This is a genomic window from Glycomyces dulcitolivorans, assembly GCF_003265355.1.
In the GTDB taxonomy this organism is placed as follows: domain Bacteria; phylum Actinomycetota; class Actinomycetes; order Mycobacteriales; family Micromonosporaceae; genus Glycomyces; species Glycomyces dulcitolivorans.
The window spans coordinates 30,270-44,692 of the sequence record NZ_QFRW01000329.1; the positions used below are offsets into that span (position 1 = coordinate 30,270).

Annotated in this window: 11 protein-coding genes; 4 read left to right on the plus strand and 7 right to left on the minus strand. The window is 70.6% G+C overall.

Annotated elements, in window-relative coordinates; genetic code table 11:
* Nucleotides 1–5 precede the first annotated feature (5 nt).
* Nucleotides 6–689 carry a DUF4956 domain-containing protein gene (locus DI269_RS25745; protein ID WP_112141365.1) on the plus strand — a complete coding sequence of 228 codons (684 nt, stop codon included), beginning with the start codon at nt 6–8 and terminating at the stop codon, nt 687–689.
* Between the two features lie 2 nt (nt 690–691).
* Nucleotides 692–2,284, plus strand: coding sequence for a CotH kinase family protein (locus DI269_RS25750; protein WP_112141367.1), 1,593 nt, complete (start codon nt 692–694; stop codon nt 2,282–2,284).
* Between the two features lie 99 nt (nt 2,285–2,383).
* Here DI269_RS25750 and mgtE read toward each other — a convergent pair whose 3' ends face one another.
* The 6 genes from mgtE to DI269_RS25780 form a co-directional block, all read right to left on the minus strand.
* Nucleotides 2,384–3,730, minus strand: a complete 1,347-nt coding sequence (mgtE, locus tag DI269_RS25755; RefSeq protein WP_112141369.1) for a magnesium transporter — start codon at nt 3,728–3,730, stop codon at nt 2,384–2,386.
* A 335-nt stretch (nt 3,731–4,065) separates the two neighbouring features.
* Nucleotides 4,066–5,553 (minus strand): Asp-tRNA(Asn)/Glu-tRNA(Gln) amidotransferase subunit GatB, encoded by a 1,488-nt coding sequence (gatB, locus tag DI269_RS25760; RefSeq protein ID WP_112141371.1) that lies wholly within the window; start codon nt 5,551–5,553, stop codon nt 4,066–4,068.
* A 4-nt stretch (nt 5,554–5,557) separates the two neighbouring features.
* A complete protein-coding gene (gene gatA / locus DI269_RS25765) occupies nt 5,558–7,024 on the minus strand; it encodes an Asp-tRNA(Asn)/Glu-tRNA(Gln) amidotransferase subunit GatA (RefSeq protein ID WP_408612334.1) in 1,467 nt (488 codons plus the stop codon).
* A 41-nt stretch (nt 7,025–7,065) separates the two neighbouring features.
* A complete protein-coding gene (gene gatC, locus DI269_RS25770) occupies nt 7,066–7,365 on the minus strand; it encodes an Asp-tRNA(Asn)/Glu-tRNA(Gln) amidotransferase subunit GatC (RefSeq protein WP_112141375.1) in 300 nt (99 codons plus the stop codon).
* A 367-nt stretch (nt 7,366–7,732) separates the two neighbouring features.
* On the minus strand, nt 7,733–9,532 hold the full coding sequence (locus DI269_RS25775; RefSeq protein ID WP_112141377.1) for an ABC transporter ATP-binding protein: 1,800 nt from the start codon (nt 9,530–9,532) through the stop codon (nt 7,733–7,735).
* Complete coding sequence (locus tag DI269_RS25780) at nt 9,529–11,265, minus strand: ABC transporter transmembrane domain-containing protein (protein WP_198667753.1); 1,737 nt, start codon at nt 11,263–11,265, stop codon at nt 9,529–9,531. The genes DI269_RS25775 and DI269_RS25780 overlap by 4 nt, the downstream gene beginning before the upstream one ends.
* A 93-nt stretch (nt 11,266–11,358) precedes the next feature.
* On the opposite strand from DI269_RS25780, the gene DI269_RS27900 reads away from it, so the two are divergent.
* Together DI269_RS27900 and DI269_RS25790 are read left to right on the plus strand one after the other, a co-directional pair.
* Entirely contained in the window at nt 11,359–12,003 is a 645-nt protein-coding gene (locus DI269_RS27900; protein WP_198667754.1) for an alpha/beta fold hydrolase, read from the plus strand.
* Between the two features lie 250 nt (nt 12,004–12,253).
* On the plus strand, nt 12,254–13,132 hold the full coding sequence (locus DI269_RS25790; protein ID WP_112141383.1) for a peptidoglycan-binding protein: 879 nt from the start codon (nt 12,254–12,256) through the stop codon (nt 13,130–13,132).
* A gap of 70 nt (nt 13,133–13,202) precedes the next feature.
* Here the strand turns inward: DI269_RS25790 and DI269_RS25795 are convergent, their stop codons facing one another.
* Nucleotides 13,203–14,387: a response regulator gene (locus tag DI269_RS25795; protein ID WP_157975211.1), complete on the minus strand. Its 1,185-nt coding sequence runs from the start codon at nt 14,385–14,387 to the stop codon at nt 13,203–13,205.
* Nucleotides 14,388–14,423 lie beyond the last annotated feature (36 nt).

Sequence of the window (14,423 nt, forward strand, 5' to 3'; positions counted from 1 at the left end):
CGACCATGGACTTCCTTACCGGTTTCAACGACCTCTCGGCCGAGTTCAGCGTGGCGGACATCGCCATCTCGCTGACGCTGTCGTTCATCCTGAGCTGCGCGATCGGCATCGTCTACCGGTGGACGCACCGGAACGTGTCGTACAGCCAGTCGTACGTGCAGACCCTCATCGTCATGGGCATGATCATCGCGGTGATCATGCTGATCGTCGGCTCGAACGTGGCCCGGGCGTTCGCGCTCGTGGGCGCGCTGTCGATCATCCGGTTCCGCAACGCGCTCAAGGAGACGCGCGACGTCGGGTACATCTTCCTGGTGATGGGCGTGGGCATGGCCTGCGGCACCAGGTTCTACCTGCTGGCGGTCATCGCCACGGTCGTGGTGTGCCTGGTGCTGCTGCTGATGTACCGGTTCAACTGGTTCGCGCACAACGTGCAGCGCCAGGTCGTCAAGGTGCACGTGCCGACCGACGAGGACTACGCCGACCGCATCGACGACGTGCTCATCCGCAACACCGACGAGTACGAGCAGGTCAGCATCGAGACGATCCGAGGCGGGGCGCTGCTGGAGTACACGTACACGGTGCGCCTGAAGAAGGCGAAGAACGCCGCGGGGCTGCTCGGCGAGCTGCGCGAGGTGACCTCGGGCCAGCAGGTGACCGTCCTGACCGGTTACGACCAGACGGACCTGTAGCCATGGCCCGCAAGAAGCTCCGGCACCGCATCCCGGTGAGCCTGCGCCACTACTGGAAGCTCATCGCGGGGTCGGTCGGGCTGATCGCGGTGCTCACGCTCGCGGTGGGGACCGTGCGGGCCACGGCCCTGGTGTACTCGGACGCGAACGAGGGCTTCGTGGTCACCAACGACATCCAGGGGACGGTCGACCTGTTCGACACCTCCGTGGCGCACGAGATCAGCCTGTCGTACAGCGACGCCGACTACGACGACATGATCGAGACCTTCGAGGACTCCGGCGAGAAGGAGTGGATCAAGGCCGACATCACCATCGACGGCGTCACGATCTCCGACGTCGGCATCCGCTTGAAGGGCAACTCGACGCTGTCGGCGCTCGGCGGCGGGGCCATGGGCGGCGGCGAAGGCGGCGGGATGCCCGAGGGCATGGAGCTTCCCGAAGGCGTGGAGCTGCCGGAGGGCATGGAGGGCATGGTGATGCCCGGCGGCGACGAGGGCGGCATGGGGGGCATGGGCGGCTCGACGATCAGCTTCGAGGACCCCGAGACCCTGCCGTGGCTGGTGGACTTCTCGAAGTACGTCGACGGCCAGGTGTACCAGGGCAACCAGCAGATCAGCCTGCGAGTGGACTCGGCAATGGGCGGCACTCAAGAGGGGACCTCGCTGAACGAGGCCGTCACGCTGGAGCTGCTGGAGGCGAGCGGCCAGTCCTCGTACGACTGGACGTACTCGACGGTGTCGGTCAACGGCGGCGAGGCGGTCACCCGCCGGGTCGTGGACATCATGGACGTGACCTGGGCCGAGGACACCTACGGCGAGAACACCGGGGTGCTGTACAAGGCGCTGTCGACGGGGTCGTTCGAATACCAGGGGGCCGACCCCGAGGAGTACGAGGACGACTTCAAGCAGCTGAGCATGAAGGGCTCCTACGACGCGCAGCCGATCATCGACTTCCTGGAGTGGCTGGGCGAGGCCGACGACGCGACCTTCGACGCGGAGCTGGGCGACTGGGTCGACGTGGAGTCGTTCGCGACCTACACCGCGTTCCAGAACCTGGTGACCAACGGCGACGACATGGCCGGGCCGGGGAAGAACTTCTACCTCTGGTACGACTTCGACACCGGGCTCATCAGCATCCTGACCTGGGACGTCGACCTGACACTCCAGACCGCTGAGCTCGCTCCCGACGAGACCGCCTCGATCGGCGGCGGGGGCGGCGGCTTCGGCGGCGAACTGCCCGAGGGCGTGGAACTGCCGGAGGGCATGGAGATGCCGGCCGGTGGCGACGAGGCCGAAGGCGGCCGCGGAGAAGGCGACGGCGGAGGCGGCATGGGAGGTGGCATGGGCGGCAACGAGTTGAAGGAGCGGTTCCTCGCCTCGGAGGCCTTCCAGGACGAGTACATGGCCGCCTACCAGGACCTGTACGGCACCCTGCTCGCTTCGGGCGCCGCGCTCGAAGCGGTGGACACCGCGCAGGCCGCGGCAGAGCTGAGCGGCGCCGACGTCGCCTCGTCGGCGGAGTCGCTCAAGGCGATCATCCAGCAGCGGACCGATTTCCTCGCCGAGGAACTTGCTGCCGAGTCCGCGGCTGAATGATCGAGGGAGGCGCGGACGGTTCCTGAGTTCACCGCGCCTCCCACCGAGAACGGAGAAGCCCCTGACGCGGCACGGCGTCAGGGGCTTTTCGCCTGCGGCTCAACCGGTGAGGGCCGGTCCGAGGACCAGGGCCGCCACCGAAAAGTAGATGAGCAGACCGGTGGCGTCGCACAGGGTCGAGACCATCGGGGCCGAGACGAGCGCCGGGTCGATGCCGACCTTCTTGGCCAGCAGCGGCAGCAGCGAGCCGACGAACGTCGACCAGGTGCAGATGACCAGGAGCGTCAGGGCGATGATCAGCCCGATGTCCCAGCCGTACACGAAGCCGACCACGGGCCCGCCGACGACGGCGAGCATGACGCCGAGCAGGAAGCCCACCCGCGACTCGCGCCAGGTGATGCGGAAGGCGTCGGAGAAGCGGACCTCGCCGACGGCCATGGCGCGGATGATCGTCACCGACGCCTGCGAGCCGGAGTTCCCGCCGGTGCCGGTCAGCAGCGAGATGAACACCGCGAGGACCGTGACGTTCGCGAGGTACGTCTCGTAGTAGTTGAGGACGGTCACGGTGAGCGAGGCCGAGACGGCGAGGACGAGCAGCCACACGGCGCGCTTGCGCGCCAGCATGAACACGCCCGCCGACAGGTACGGCCGCTCCAGCGGCTCGACGCCGGCGCTGCGGGCGGCGTCCTCGGTGTCCTCGGCTTCGAGGACCTCCATGGCGTCGTCCCAGGTGATGAGGCCGACGAGCCGGTCCTCGTGGTCGACGACCGGGAGCGCGATGAGGTTGGCCTCCTGGATGAGGCGCGCGGCCTCCTCCTGGTCGGTGTCGGTGACGACCTGGTAGTGCTCGCTGGCGATGAGGTCGGCGACATGAGCGTCGGGGTCGGCGCTGACGAGGTCGGCGAGCGTGACGGTGCCGAGGAGCTTGCGGTGCCCGTCGGTCACCGGCAGCACGTCGATGTTCCGGGGCCGCTCGCGCAGGTGCCGGATGCGCTCGATCGCGGCGGCGGCGGTCATCGAGGCGCGAAGCGACACGTAGTCGGGCGTCATGATGCGCCCGGCGGACTCGGGCTCGTAGCCGAGGAGCTGGGCGGTCTGGCGCCGGTCGGCAGCGCTGAGCTGGGACTGGAAGCGGGTCACGACCCGGGCGGGCATCTCGTCGAAGAGCTTGGCCCGGTCGTCGGCCTCCATCGACTCCAGCAGCTCCCGCACGAAGTCGGTCTTGAGCCCGTCGATGAGCTCCTGCTGGTGGACGGGGTCGAGCTCCTCGAAGACCGCGAGCGCGCGGTCCTTGGGGAGGAGGCGGAACCTGAGCGCCTGTTCGGCCAGGTCCATCCGGGGGAGCTCTTCGGCGAGCCCGACGGTCGAGGTGTCCGCGAGTTCGAGCCGGAGTGCGGCGAGTTCGTCGACTGCTGCGGGCGAAATGGGCTGAATGGTGGTTGCCATGCGTCAGCCACCTCCTAACGCGAGGAAAGGGCCGTGCCCCTCAGCGCGTCAAGAGACGTGCGCAGGTCGGTCAGGCCGCCCGCTTCACGATAAGAGGGCGCGAGGCACGGTGAAAGGAAAATGGGAAGAACACGTCGGTATCTCGACTGGATCCGGGGTCGTCGCCCATGGCCCTCACCTCCTCGGGTCGGAATTGCACCTCAGCCCAGGATACTCATCCGTTGTGAACAACATCGCTCTCTGGGGTTCCCAAAGACTCGCGGCTCACACTGGGACTGAACGGACAGTGAACGCGAAAAGGCCGGGCGTGTCGCCCGGCCTTCTCGGATGTCGTGCTAGCCCAGTTTGTCCAGGATGATCTGGCGGACCGTGCCGGCGTCGGCCTGGCCTTTGGTGGCCTTCATGACGGCGCCGATGAGGACGCCGGCGGCGGCGTGGGTGCCGCCGCGGATCTTGTCTGCGACTGCCGGGTTGGCGGCGATGGCCTCGTCGACGGCGGCTTCGAGCGCGCCGGTGTCGGAGACGACCTCCAGGCCGCGCTTGGCGGCGACCTCGGCCGGGGAGCCCTCGCCGGCGATGACGCCGTCGATGACCTGGCGGGCGAGCTTGTCGTTGAGGCGGCCGTCGTCGACCATGCCCTGGAGTTCGGCGACCTGCGCCGGGGTGATGGCGAGCGCGGCGAGCTCCTCGCCGGACTCGTTGGCGCGGCGCGACAGCTCGCCGAGCCACCACTTGACGGCGCCGGCGGGGCTGGCCCCGGCGGCGACGGTGGCCTCGATGAGGTCGACGGCGTCGGCGTTGACGACCGACTGCATGTCCTTGTCCCCCAGGGACCAGGCGGCCTGGAGGCGCTCGCGGCGCTTGCGCGGGAGTTCGGGGAGCGTGGCGCGCAGCTCCTCGACCCATTCGCGGGACGGCTCCATGACGGCGAGGTCGGGCTCGGGGAAGTACCGGTAGTCGGTGGCTTCTTCCTTGGAGCGGCCGGGGCTGGTCTCGCCGGTGGCCTCGTGGAAGTGGCGGGTCTCCTGGAAGATCCGCTCGCCGGCGTCGAGGAGGGCCGACTGGCGGCGGACCTCGTAGCGGACGGCGCGTTCGACCGAGCGCAGGGAGTTGACGTTCTTGGTCTCGGTGCGGGTGCCCCACTCCTCGCCGGGCTTGTTCAGCGAGAGGTTGACGTCGCAGCGCAGGGACCCCTGTTCCATGCGGACGTCGGAGACGCCGAGGGAGCGGACGATGTCGCGCAGTTCGGCGGTGTAGGCGCGGGCGACCTCGGGGGCGAGGGCGCCGGTGCCGGGGACGGGGCGGGTGACGATCTCCACGAGCGGGATGCCGGCGCGGTTGTAGTCCACGAGGGACTCGGTGGCGCCGTGGATGCGGCCGGTGGAGCCGCCGACGTGGAGGGTCTTGCCGGTGTCCTCTTCGAGGTGGACGCGCTCGATCTCGACGCGGTGGACCTGCCCGTCGACGACGACCTCGACGTAGCCGTCCTCGCAGAGCGGCTCCTCGTACTGGCTGGTCTGGAAGTTCTTCGGCATGTCCGGGTAGAAGTAGTTCTTCCGGGCGAAGCGGGTCCACTCGGCGATGCGGCAGTTGAGCGCCAGGCCGATCTTGATGGTGGCCTCGATCGCGGCCCGGTTGGCGACCGGGAGGGCGCCGGGGAGGGCCAGGCAGACGGGGCAGACCTGGGTGTTGGGCTCGGCGCCGAAGACGGTGGAGCAGCCGCAGAACATCTTGGTGTGCGTGTCGAGTTCGATGTGGGTCTCGAGTCCGAGGACGGGCTCGTAGGTCTCGACGGCCTGCTCGAAGGTGTTCAACTTCGTCATGTGCTTACTTCCCCTCGATCTCGGGCGCGGTGTCGGCGAGGAGGACGTCCTGGGTGGACTCCAGCGCGGCCGCGACGCGGTAGGTGATGTCGTCGCCCAGGACGGGGCCCATGACCTGGAGGCCGACGGGCATGCCCTCGGAGAGGCCGACGGGGACGGAGACGCCGGGGCCGCCGTACATGTTCGTCGGGATCGTGTACAGGTCGGCGAGGTACATCTGGTACGGGTCGCCGGTGCGGGCGCCGAACTCGAAGGCGATGAACGGCGTGGTCGGGCTGATGATCGCGTCGACCTGCGCGAAGGCCTTCTCGAAGTCCTGCTTGATGAGCGTGCGGACCTTCTGGGCCTTGCCGTAGAACGCGTCCACGTACCCGGCGCTGAGCGCGTAGGTGCCGAGGATGATGCGGCGCTTGACCTCCGGGCCGAAGCCGGCCTCGCGGGTGAGGCTCATGACCTCTTCGAGCGAGTGCTTGCCGTCGTCGCCGGCGCGCAGGCCGTAGCGGACGCCGTCGTAGCGGGCCAGGTTCGAGGAGGCCTCGGACGGGGCGATGAGGTAGTAGGTCGGCAGCGCGTACGTGAAGGACGGGCAGGAGACCTCGACGATCTCGGCCCCGAGCTTGACGAGCTGCTCCACGCCGGCCTCGTAGGCGGCGACGACGCCGGGTTCGGCGGCGTCGGCGCCCTCCTTGAACTCCTTGACGACGCCGAGCTTGACGCCGGAGAGGTCGCCGGTCGCGCCGAGGCGGGCGGCCTCGACGACGGGCGGGACGGGCGCGTCGATGGAGGTCGAGTCGCGCGGGTCGTAGCCGGAGATGACCTCGTGGAGGAGCGCGGCGTCGAGGGCGTTGCGCGCCACCGGGCCGGGCGTGTCGAGCGAGGACGAGAAGGCGATGAGCCCGTAGCGGGAGTTGCCGCCGTAGGTGGGCTTGGCGCCGAACGTGCCGGTGACGGCGCCGGGCTGGCGGATCGAACCGCCGGTGTCGGTGCCGATGGCGAGCGGGGCCATCTTCGCGGCCACCGCCGCGGCGGAGCCGCCGCCGGAGCCGCCGGGGATGCGCCCGGTGTCCCACGGGTTGCGGGTCTTGTGGAAGGCCGAGTACTCGGTGGAGGAGCCCATGGCGAACTCGTCCATGTTCGTCTTGCCGAGGATCGGCATCTTCGCGGCCTTGATGCGCTCGACGATGGTCGCGTCGTAGGGCGGGATCCAGCCTTCGAGGATCTTGGAGGCCGCGGTGGTCGGGAGGCCCTTGGTGACGACGACGTCCTTGATGGCGATCGGGACGCCGGCGAGCGGGCCGAGCTCCTCGCCGCGGGCGATGGCCTCGTCGACCTCGCGGGCGGTGGCGAGGGCCCCTTCGCGGTCGACGTGGAGGAAGGCGCCGATGGCGCCGTCGATCGCGTCGATCCGGTCGAGGTGGGCCTCGGTGATCGCGTAGGAGGTGGCGCGGCCGGTGCGGATGGCGTCCGCCATGTGGGCGGCGGTCTGGTCGATGGCGCGGTGTCCGGTCATGCTCAGGCCTCCTCGTCCAGGATGCGCGGGACGCGGAAGCGGTCCTCGGCGGTGTCGGGGCCGCCGGCGAGGACGGCGTCGCGGGGCAGGGACGGCTGGGGCTGGTCTTCCCGGAACACGTTCACCAGCGGCACCGCGTGCGAGGTCGGCTGGACGCCGTCCGTGTCCACTTCGGCGAGCGTCTTCATCGACTGGAGGATGACGTCGAGCTGGCCGGCGAAGGCGTCGAGTTCGACGTCGGTGACCTCAAGGCGGGCGAGCCGCGCCAGGTGCGCGACTTCCTCGCGTGAAATCGTACTCACGACAGGTGTTTCCTAACGGTTACTAGCTGCGGGAAGACCAGTCGAGTCTAGGCCGTGCGCGGCGGCGGCCCGAGGCGGGCACGGCGCGGGCGGGAGTGTGTCATACCGCGGGGACGGGCGCGGTCCGCGGGACTGTGACCGACGAGTCGTGAAAACGGCTTGCCATGGATAGAGCAGGGTGGATATGACCCCCTAGCCACGGCGAATGTGACGTGATACTCTCTCGGTACTGGTTCGGAACGGGTTTCCTGGTTTCCTTTCTGTTTCCTTGCTAAGAACGAGTCGGTGGGTGTTCCGACTTGTGGTGGTGTTCTCGGACCAGTACGGGCCCCGGACTTTCGTCCGGGGCCCATTTCTTTTTGTTGGGCTACAAGGGTTTTCCAGCTCCGGCGAACTCCTCGGGACGGTGCTCCTGCTCCCCGTGCCAGGCCCGCCACAGTCCCGCGTAGTGGCCGTCGAGCGCGATGAGCTCGTCGTGGCTGCCGAGTTCGGCGACGCGACCGTCCTCGACGACGGCGATCCGGTCGGCGTCGTGCGCGGTGTGGAGCCGGTGAGCGATCGCGATCACGGTGCGGCCCTCCAGGACCGCCGCGAGCGCGCGCTCGGTGTCGCGGGCCGCGCGCGGGTCGAGCATCGCGGTGGCCTCGTCGAGGATCACCACGTCGGGGTCGGCGAGGATGATGCGCGCGAGCGCGATCTGCTGCGCGGAGGCGGCGTCGAGCTCGCGGGCCTTGCCGCCCAGGGCGGTGTCGAGTCCTTCGGGCAGGTCGAAGGCCCAGTCGGCGCCGACGGCGGCGAGCGCGTCGTTCAGCTCCTGGTCGGAGGCTTCGGCCTTGGCGAGGATCAGGTTGTCGCGCAAGGAGGCCGTGAAGACGTGGTGCTCCTGGGTGACGAGGGTGACGCGGCGGCGGCGCTCGTCGAGCGGGAGCGCGGCGACGTCGACGCCGCCGATGGCCGCGCGGCCCTGGCGGGGCGTGTCGGAGCCGGAGATGAGCCGCGCGAGCGTGGACTTCCCGGCGCCGGAGGGGCCGACGACGGCGAGGCGCTGGCCGGCGGGGACCGAGAGGGTCACGCCGTGGAGCACGTCGCGGGTGCCCGAGGGGTAGGCGTAGCGGACGTCGGTGAGGTCGACCGTGCCGTCCACGGGGCGGTCGGTCGTCGCGTTCTGCTCGGTGTCCTCGGCTTGGGCGACGCCTTCGATGCGGGACATGGCCGCGAAGCCGCGCTGGACCTTCTCGACCCACATGAGCAGGTGGTCGATGGGGAACATGATCTGGCGGGTGAGGACGGCGCAGGAGGCGACGGTGCCGAGGGTGACCGAGCCGTCGAAGTAGAGCGCGCCGCCGACCAGGAGCACCGTGGCGGTCGGGAGGGCGTACGCGCCGTCGAGGAACGGGAAGAACACGCTGCGCAGGAACAGGGTGTAGCGGGCGGCCTTCCAGTGACGGGCGACCGTGTCGTCCCCGGCCGTGTCGCGGGCGCCGCGCAGGCGGTAGGCCTCGGTGGTGCGGGCGCCGTCGGCGGAGGCGCCGATGGTGTCGCCGATCGCGGACTCGGCCTGGCGCTCGTTGAGGTAGCCGGAGCGGGCGCGCTTGAGGTACCAGCGGGTGCCGATGTACAGCGAGGGGACGACGACAAGCATGCACAGGCCCAGCAGCGGGCTGGCCCAGAGCATCGCGGCGAAGAACACGATCACCTTGAGGATCGAGACGGTGATCTGCGGGAGGCCGTCGCGGAAGAGGAGCCCGGCCTCGGGGACGTCGGCGGAGGAGCGGGTCATGAGGTCGCCGGAGCCGGCCTGCTCGACGACGGGCATCGGCAGGCGCAGGGCGCGGTCGACGAACTCGACCCTCATGCGGGCCGAGAGGCGCTCGCCGAGGCGGTGCGAAACGAACGTCCCGGCCCAGGTGAAGGCCACGACGGCGACGATCGAGCCGATGAGGCCGAGGGCGAGGAAGTCGATGGCCGAGGCGCCGGAGCCGGCGGTGAGCCGGTCGAGCATCTCGCCGAGCAGCAGCGGCGCGACCGCGGCGGCGACCGCGGCGACCAGGTGGAGGCTCACGGCGGTGGCGGCGCGGCGCTTCTCGGTCAGGAGCAGGCGCACGAAGGCGCGGCGCACCGCCGGGGTGTCGGCGACGGGCAGCTGCCCGGACGTGGTGGTGCTCATGCTTCCTCCCGGGAGACGAGGGCGCGGTATTCGGGGTGCTCGGCGGCCAGGTCGTGGTGGCTGCCGGTGGCGATGACCTTGCCGCCCTGGACGAACGCGACGCGGTCGGCGCGGCCGAGCCACAGCGGCGAGGTGGTGGCGACCGCGGTGGCGAGCCCGGAGCGAGTCTCGGCGAGGCGGTCGACGATGCGGGCCTCGGTGTGCGAGTCGACCGCGGAGGTCGGCTCGTGGAGCAGGAGCGCCTCGGGGGCGGCGGCGATGGCGCGCGCCAGGCGCAGGCGCTGCCGCTGGCCGCCCGAGAGAGTGCGGGCCTGGTTGTCGAGCTCGGTGTCGAGGCCGTTCGGCAGGGACTCGACGACGTCCGAGGCGGAGGCGGCCTCGATCGCGGTCTCGACGCGGGTCCCGCCGTCGCGGGCGCCGATCGCGGCCGCGAGGGTCCCGGCGAACAGGTACGCGTCGTGCTCGGCGACGAGGACGCGGCGGCGCAGCTCGTCGCGATCGAGCCCGGCGACGGGGACGTCGCCGAAGCGGGCCTCGGACGCGGCGTACCCGCCGAGGCGGTCGAAGGCGCGGGCGACCTGGTCGGAGTCGGCGGAGGCGACGGCGAGCAGCTCGCCGCCCTCGACGGTGAGCCCGGACTCGGGGTCGTGGAGCCCGGCGCCGGCGGCGGGGCCGGGGACGGTCTCGGCGGGGGCCTCGCGCTCAGGCGTGTTCAGCAGCTCGCAGACCTTCCCGGCGGCGACGCGGCCCTCGATGATCCGGTAGGTGCAGCCGATGAGCCAGTGGACGGGCAGCAGCAGGGCGCTGGTGTAGCCGAACGCGGCGACCATCTGGCCGGGCGTGAGGTCCCCGGCGGCGACCTGGCGGGCGGCGATCCAGATGACGACGCCCAGGAGGATCGCGGGCGTGCCCTCGCCGAGGGCGTTGAGCCACGCCTGCGGGGCGGCGACCTTGTACCCGGCCTCGCGCAGGGCCTCGGAGTCCTTGCGGTACGAGGCGGTGAAGCGGGCCTCGCCGCCGATGCCGCGCAGGACCCGCAGGCCCGAAACGATGTCGGAGGCGCGGCCGGTGATGTCGCCGACGCGCTCGCGGTAGGCCTCCTGGCGGTCCTGGAGCTTGTTCAGGACCGGGCCGGTGACGAGGCCGACGGCGAAGACGCCGATGAAGATGGTGAGGCCCAGGGCGACCGAGGTGTTGAACAGGAGGACGCCGACCGCGATGAGGCCGATGAGGCAGCCCGCGGTGGGCGAGAGCGAGTCGACGGCCCAGGAGATCCGGTTGATGTCCGTGGCGCCGACCGAGACGACCTCGCCGGTGGTGAGCTTCTGCCGCAGCTCGTCCCCGAGGCGGTTGACCTTGCGGGTGGCGAGCTGGAGCGTCCGGTACGAGGCGTCCATGCGCCAGTACACGGTGAGGCGGTGCGAGATGACGATCATCGCCGCGGTCGCGAAGCCCGCAAGGACCATCGCGGAGGACCAGAACGCGAGCGCGCCCCAGTCCCGCTCGCGCAGGCCGTTGTCGACCGCGCCGGTGAGGAAGTACGGCAGGACCGGGAGCGAGCCGAGGGCGAGGCCGGAGGTGACGAGCGCCGCGATCGCGAGGCCCTTGTTGCGGGACGCGAGCCAGGCGAGCAGGCGCCAGGGCGTCCCCGGGGGACCTTGGGGGTCGCCGAGGGAGCCGTCCGGGCGCAGCGGATCGGCGAGCGGGTATTCGGGGGCGCGGAGGAACCTCACTTGCCGAGCGTAAAGGGAGGGTCCGACAACCGGCAATCGATTAACCCCTGACCGGTTACGTTTCACTTTCTTGTCCGAATCGCCCGGAGTCGCATGTACTACGCTGACCGCGGACCGACGCCGCTCTCTCCCCTCGACTGGAGCATCCCCTTGCCGACGCTGTACTCCGAAGAAGTTCTGCGCCAACCGGAACCCGAGTGGACCGGGGAGCGCTGGGGAGTCGACGGCCGGCCCGTGCTGCTGCTGACCGAGAGCGGCGACGACCGGTCGGCGTGGTGGCCGGTCGCGGCGCGCCTCGCCGAGGACCTCGCGGTGGCCGTGCTCGACCTGCCCGAGGACGGGACGATCGGCGACCGGGCGGAGACGCTCGCGCAGTTCGTCGCGAAGATGGGGACGCGGGCGCCGGTGGTCGTCGGGCACGGGCGGGCCGCGGTCGTCGCGTCGCTGTTCGCGGCCCGGTACGTCGCGCACGGCGTGGTGGCCGTCGAGCGGGCCCTCGACGCGCCCGGCGGGGACGAGGACGCCGAGGCGGCGCTCGCCGAGATCACCGCGGGGCCGCGGAAGGTCAAGTGCCGCTACCTGTCCGTGTTCGGGTCGGCGCCGCGGCCGGGCTACGCCGCGTGGCTCGAAGCGCGGATCCCGGGCGCCGAGTGCGCCGTGTACGGGACCGGGGACCGGTTCCCCCACCTGAGCGACCCCGAGCGGTTCATCAAGGACGTCACGGCGCTGGCTTCCTAGGGTTCTCTTTGCGTCCCAGGGCGTTGGCCGAGGTAGGACCGTCCATATGACACGGAGCGAGCGTTCGGAAGCGATCACGTGGAGTTTTATTTCACTGTGACGCTTCTCAACGAAGAAAAACTCCGCTATGGTCTGAATCACCAAACCCGCCTCAACCCCTGAACGATCCCCGCTCCGTCCGCGGCGGCCATCGGCACCGTCTTTCCAAAAGCACCGTCGCGTTAGGTATTCCGAAGGGACGCATCGCCTCATGACCCACCAAGAACCACGTACCCCCCGCTCCCGCCGCTGGGTGCTCTCCCGCGCCCTCATGGTCGGCGGCGCCGTCACGGCCGCCGCCGTCCCGTCCGTCTTCGCGCTCACCTCGGCGAGCGCGGCGGTGTCGGTCGACATGGAGCTCGTGCTCGTGGCCGCGATGGTCGACCCGCAGAAGTCCGGCACCGGCACCACGCTCAACGCGGCGGCCTCGGTGAAGGCCGTCGAGCAGGCGCTCGACGCGAAGAACCACCTGGCGACGTCCGCAGTGGACGGCCACTACGGGACCTCCACGATCACGGCCTACTCGGCGTGGCAGAAGGCCCTCGGGTACACCGGGCTCGACGCCAACGGCATCCCCGGGCCGACTTCACTGACGAAGCTCGGCAGCGACACCGGCGTGTTCACCGTGACCCGCAAGATCGACATCGGGTCCGCCTCGGACTCCTACGGAGGCAGGCGGGTCAACACCCGCACCAAGAACATGCTGGCCGCCGCCGACGGGAAGGTCTCCTGGAGCCTCGCCCTCACGCAGGGCTCCTACACGACCGGCAACCCCAGCTCCGCCGGGACGCACGACGGCGGCGGCGTGGTCGACATCAGCGTCAGCGGCATGACCGCCACCCAGCGGTGGCAGACCGTCAAGGCGCTGCGCGACGTCGGCTTCGCGGCCTGGCTGCGCACCCCCGAGCAGGGGTTCAGCTACCACATCCACGCGAACGCGGTGGGCGACACCGACATGGTCGACGTCGCCCGCGCGCAGGTCCACGACTACTTCTACGGCAAGAACGGCCTCGCGAGCCACGCGGCCGACAACACCCCCAGCTCCTACAAGGGCTCGTTCACCTGGTGGGAGCAGTACAAGCGGAGCTGACAGAGCTCGATATAAGGAAAGACCGGCGGGCGGGACCACACAATGGCCCCGCCCGCCGCTTCGCGTCCGCTCAGGAGTTGGCCTTCTTGATCCGGTCCACCCAGCCGGTGTCGTGCCGGGGCCGGTGGCCGACGAAGTCGACGACGAAGTTGACCAGTTCCTCCGGGTTGTCGGCGATGCCCGCGAGTCCGGGGTGCGTGACGGGGAGGGAGGCCGCGGGCACGGTATAGAGGACGACCGGCGCGGGGATTCCGGTCTTCCTCATGCGCTCCAGCAGTTCGAGGCCGGCGCGGAGTCCCGCCGGCTCGTTGGCGCGGCTTGCGTCGCTGATGACCAGGTCGTAGGCGGCCGAGCGCATCGCCTGCATCGCGGCCTCGGTCGTGACGACCGTGTCGACCTGGATGCCGACCTGCTGGAAGAGCGCCGCCAGCGCCGCATTGTTCTCGGGGTGGTCGTCGACCCAGAGGATCGCGCCGCCTCGCAGGAGATCGGTGGAGAGGGCGATGCGGGTCGCGGCTCGGAGACCGCGATCGGATTGGGCGGGGTACTGGGGGTAGGGAGGCAGCGGGGCCGCGGCGCCGGGGTAGCCGTTCTGGCGGGGCACTTGGTAGTACGGGGGCGGGGCGAGGTACGGGTAGGCCGGGGGCACGTTGGTCTCGGGCGGCCGGGGCGCGGTGAGGGGCGACTGGGGCCGGGCGTCGGTCGGCTTGGTGCCGTCGGTGAGCGCGCTGTCGCCGGGTTCGTCGGCGGGCGGGGTGTTGGGCGGGCGGAGCCGGGCGGGCTCGGTGTGGATCGGCTCGTCGCCGGTCTCGTCGGCGTCCTCGGGGTCGGACTGCGGCGGGCTCGGGGGCGGGGCGCCGGTGTCGGTCTCGGGAGGCGCACCGGCTGCGGCACCGGGTGCGGAGCGGAAGTCGGCCGGGGAGCCGTGGGGTCCGCCCCCGTACGGGCCGGTGCCTCCCGGGAAGCCCGTGCCTCCGGGGAAGCTCGGCGGCGGGGGCGGGTCGTTCACGAGCCAGTCGGTGCGGGGCGGCTGGATCGGCTGCGTCGGGAACGGGGGCTCCGGGGCCCGGTTGGAGGCGGCTTCGATGGCCTGCTGGGCGAGTTCGACCGTGACCCAAGGGGTCTCGATCTTGCTCATGCGGGGGGCCTGCTGGGTGAAGATGCGCTTGGCGACGGCCAGCGCGATGAAGCCGAAACCGATCCAGAGGAACGCGGGGAGCACCTTGATCAGCTCGATCCAGATGGCTTCGCTCATGAATGGCTCCAAGAGAGGGGGGACCGGGCCGGGCAT

What these genes read in the sequence shown, in the direction of transcription:
- DI269_RS25745 (WP_112141365.1), top strand. Translation starts at nt 6, where the DNA reads ATGGACTTCCTTACCGGTTTCAACGACCTCTCGGCCGAGTTCAGCGTG.
- DI269_RS25750 (WP_112141367.1), top strand. Translation starts at nt 692, where the DNA reads ATGGCCCGCAAGAAGCTCCGGCACCGCATCCCGGTGAGCCTGCGCCAC.
- mgtE (WP_112141369.1), bottom strand. Translation starts at nt 3,730, where the DNA reads ATGGCAACCACCATTCAGCCCATTTCGCCCGCAGCAGTCGACGAACTC.
- gatB (WP_112141371.1), bottom strand. Translation starts at nt 5,553, where the DNA reads ATGACGAAGTTGAACACCTTCGAGCAGGCCGTCGAGACCTACGAGCCC.
- gatA (WP_408612334.1), bottom strand. Translation starts at nt 7,024, where the DNA reads ATGGCGGACGCCATCCGCACCGGCCGCGCCACCTCCTACGCGATCACC.
- DI269_RS25775 (WP_112141377.1), bottom strand. Translation starts at nt 9,532, where the DNA reads ATGAGCACCACCACGTCCGGGCAGCTGCCCGTCGCCGACACCCCGGCG.
- DI269_RS27900 (WP_198667754.1), top strand. Translation starts at nt 11,359, where the DNA reads ATGTACTACGCTGACCGCGGACCGACGCCGCTCTCTCCCCTCGACTGG.
- DI269_RS25790 (WP_112141383.1), top strand. Translation starts at nt 12,254, where the DNA reads ATGACCCACCAAGAACCACGTACCCCCCGCTCCCGCCGCTGGGTGCTC.
- DI269_RS25795 (WP_157975211.1), bottom strand. Translation starts at nt 14,387, where the DNA reads ATGAGCGAAGCCATCTGGATCGAGCTGATCAAGGTGCTCCCCGCGTTC.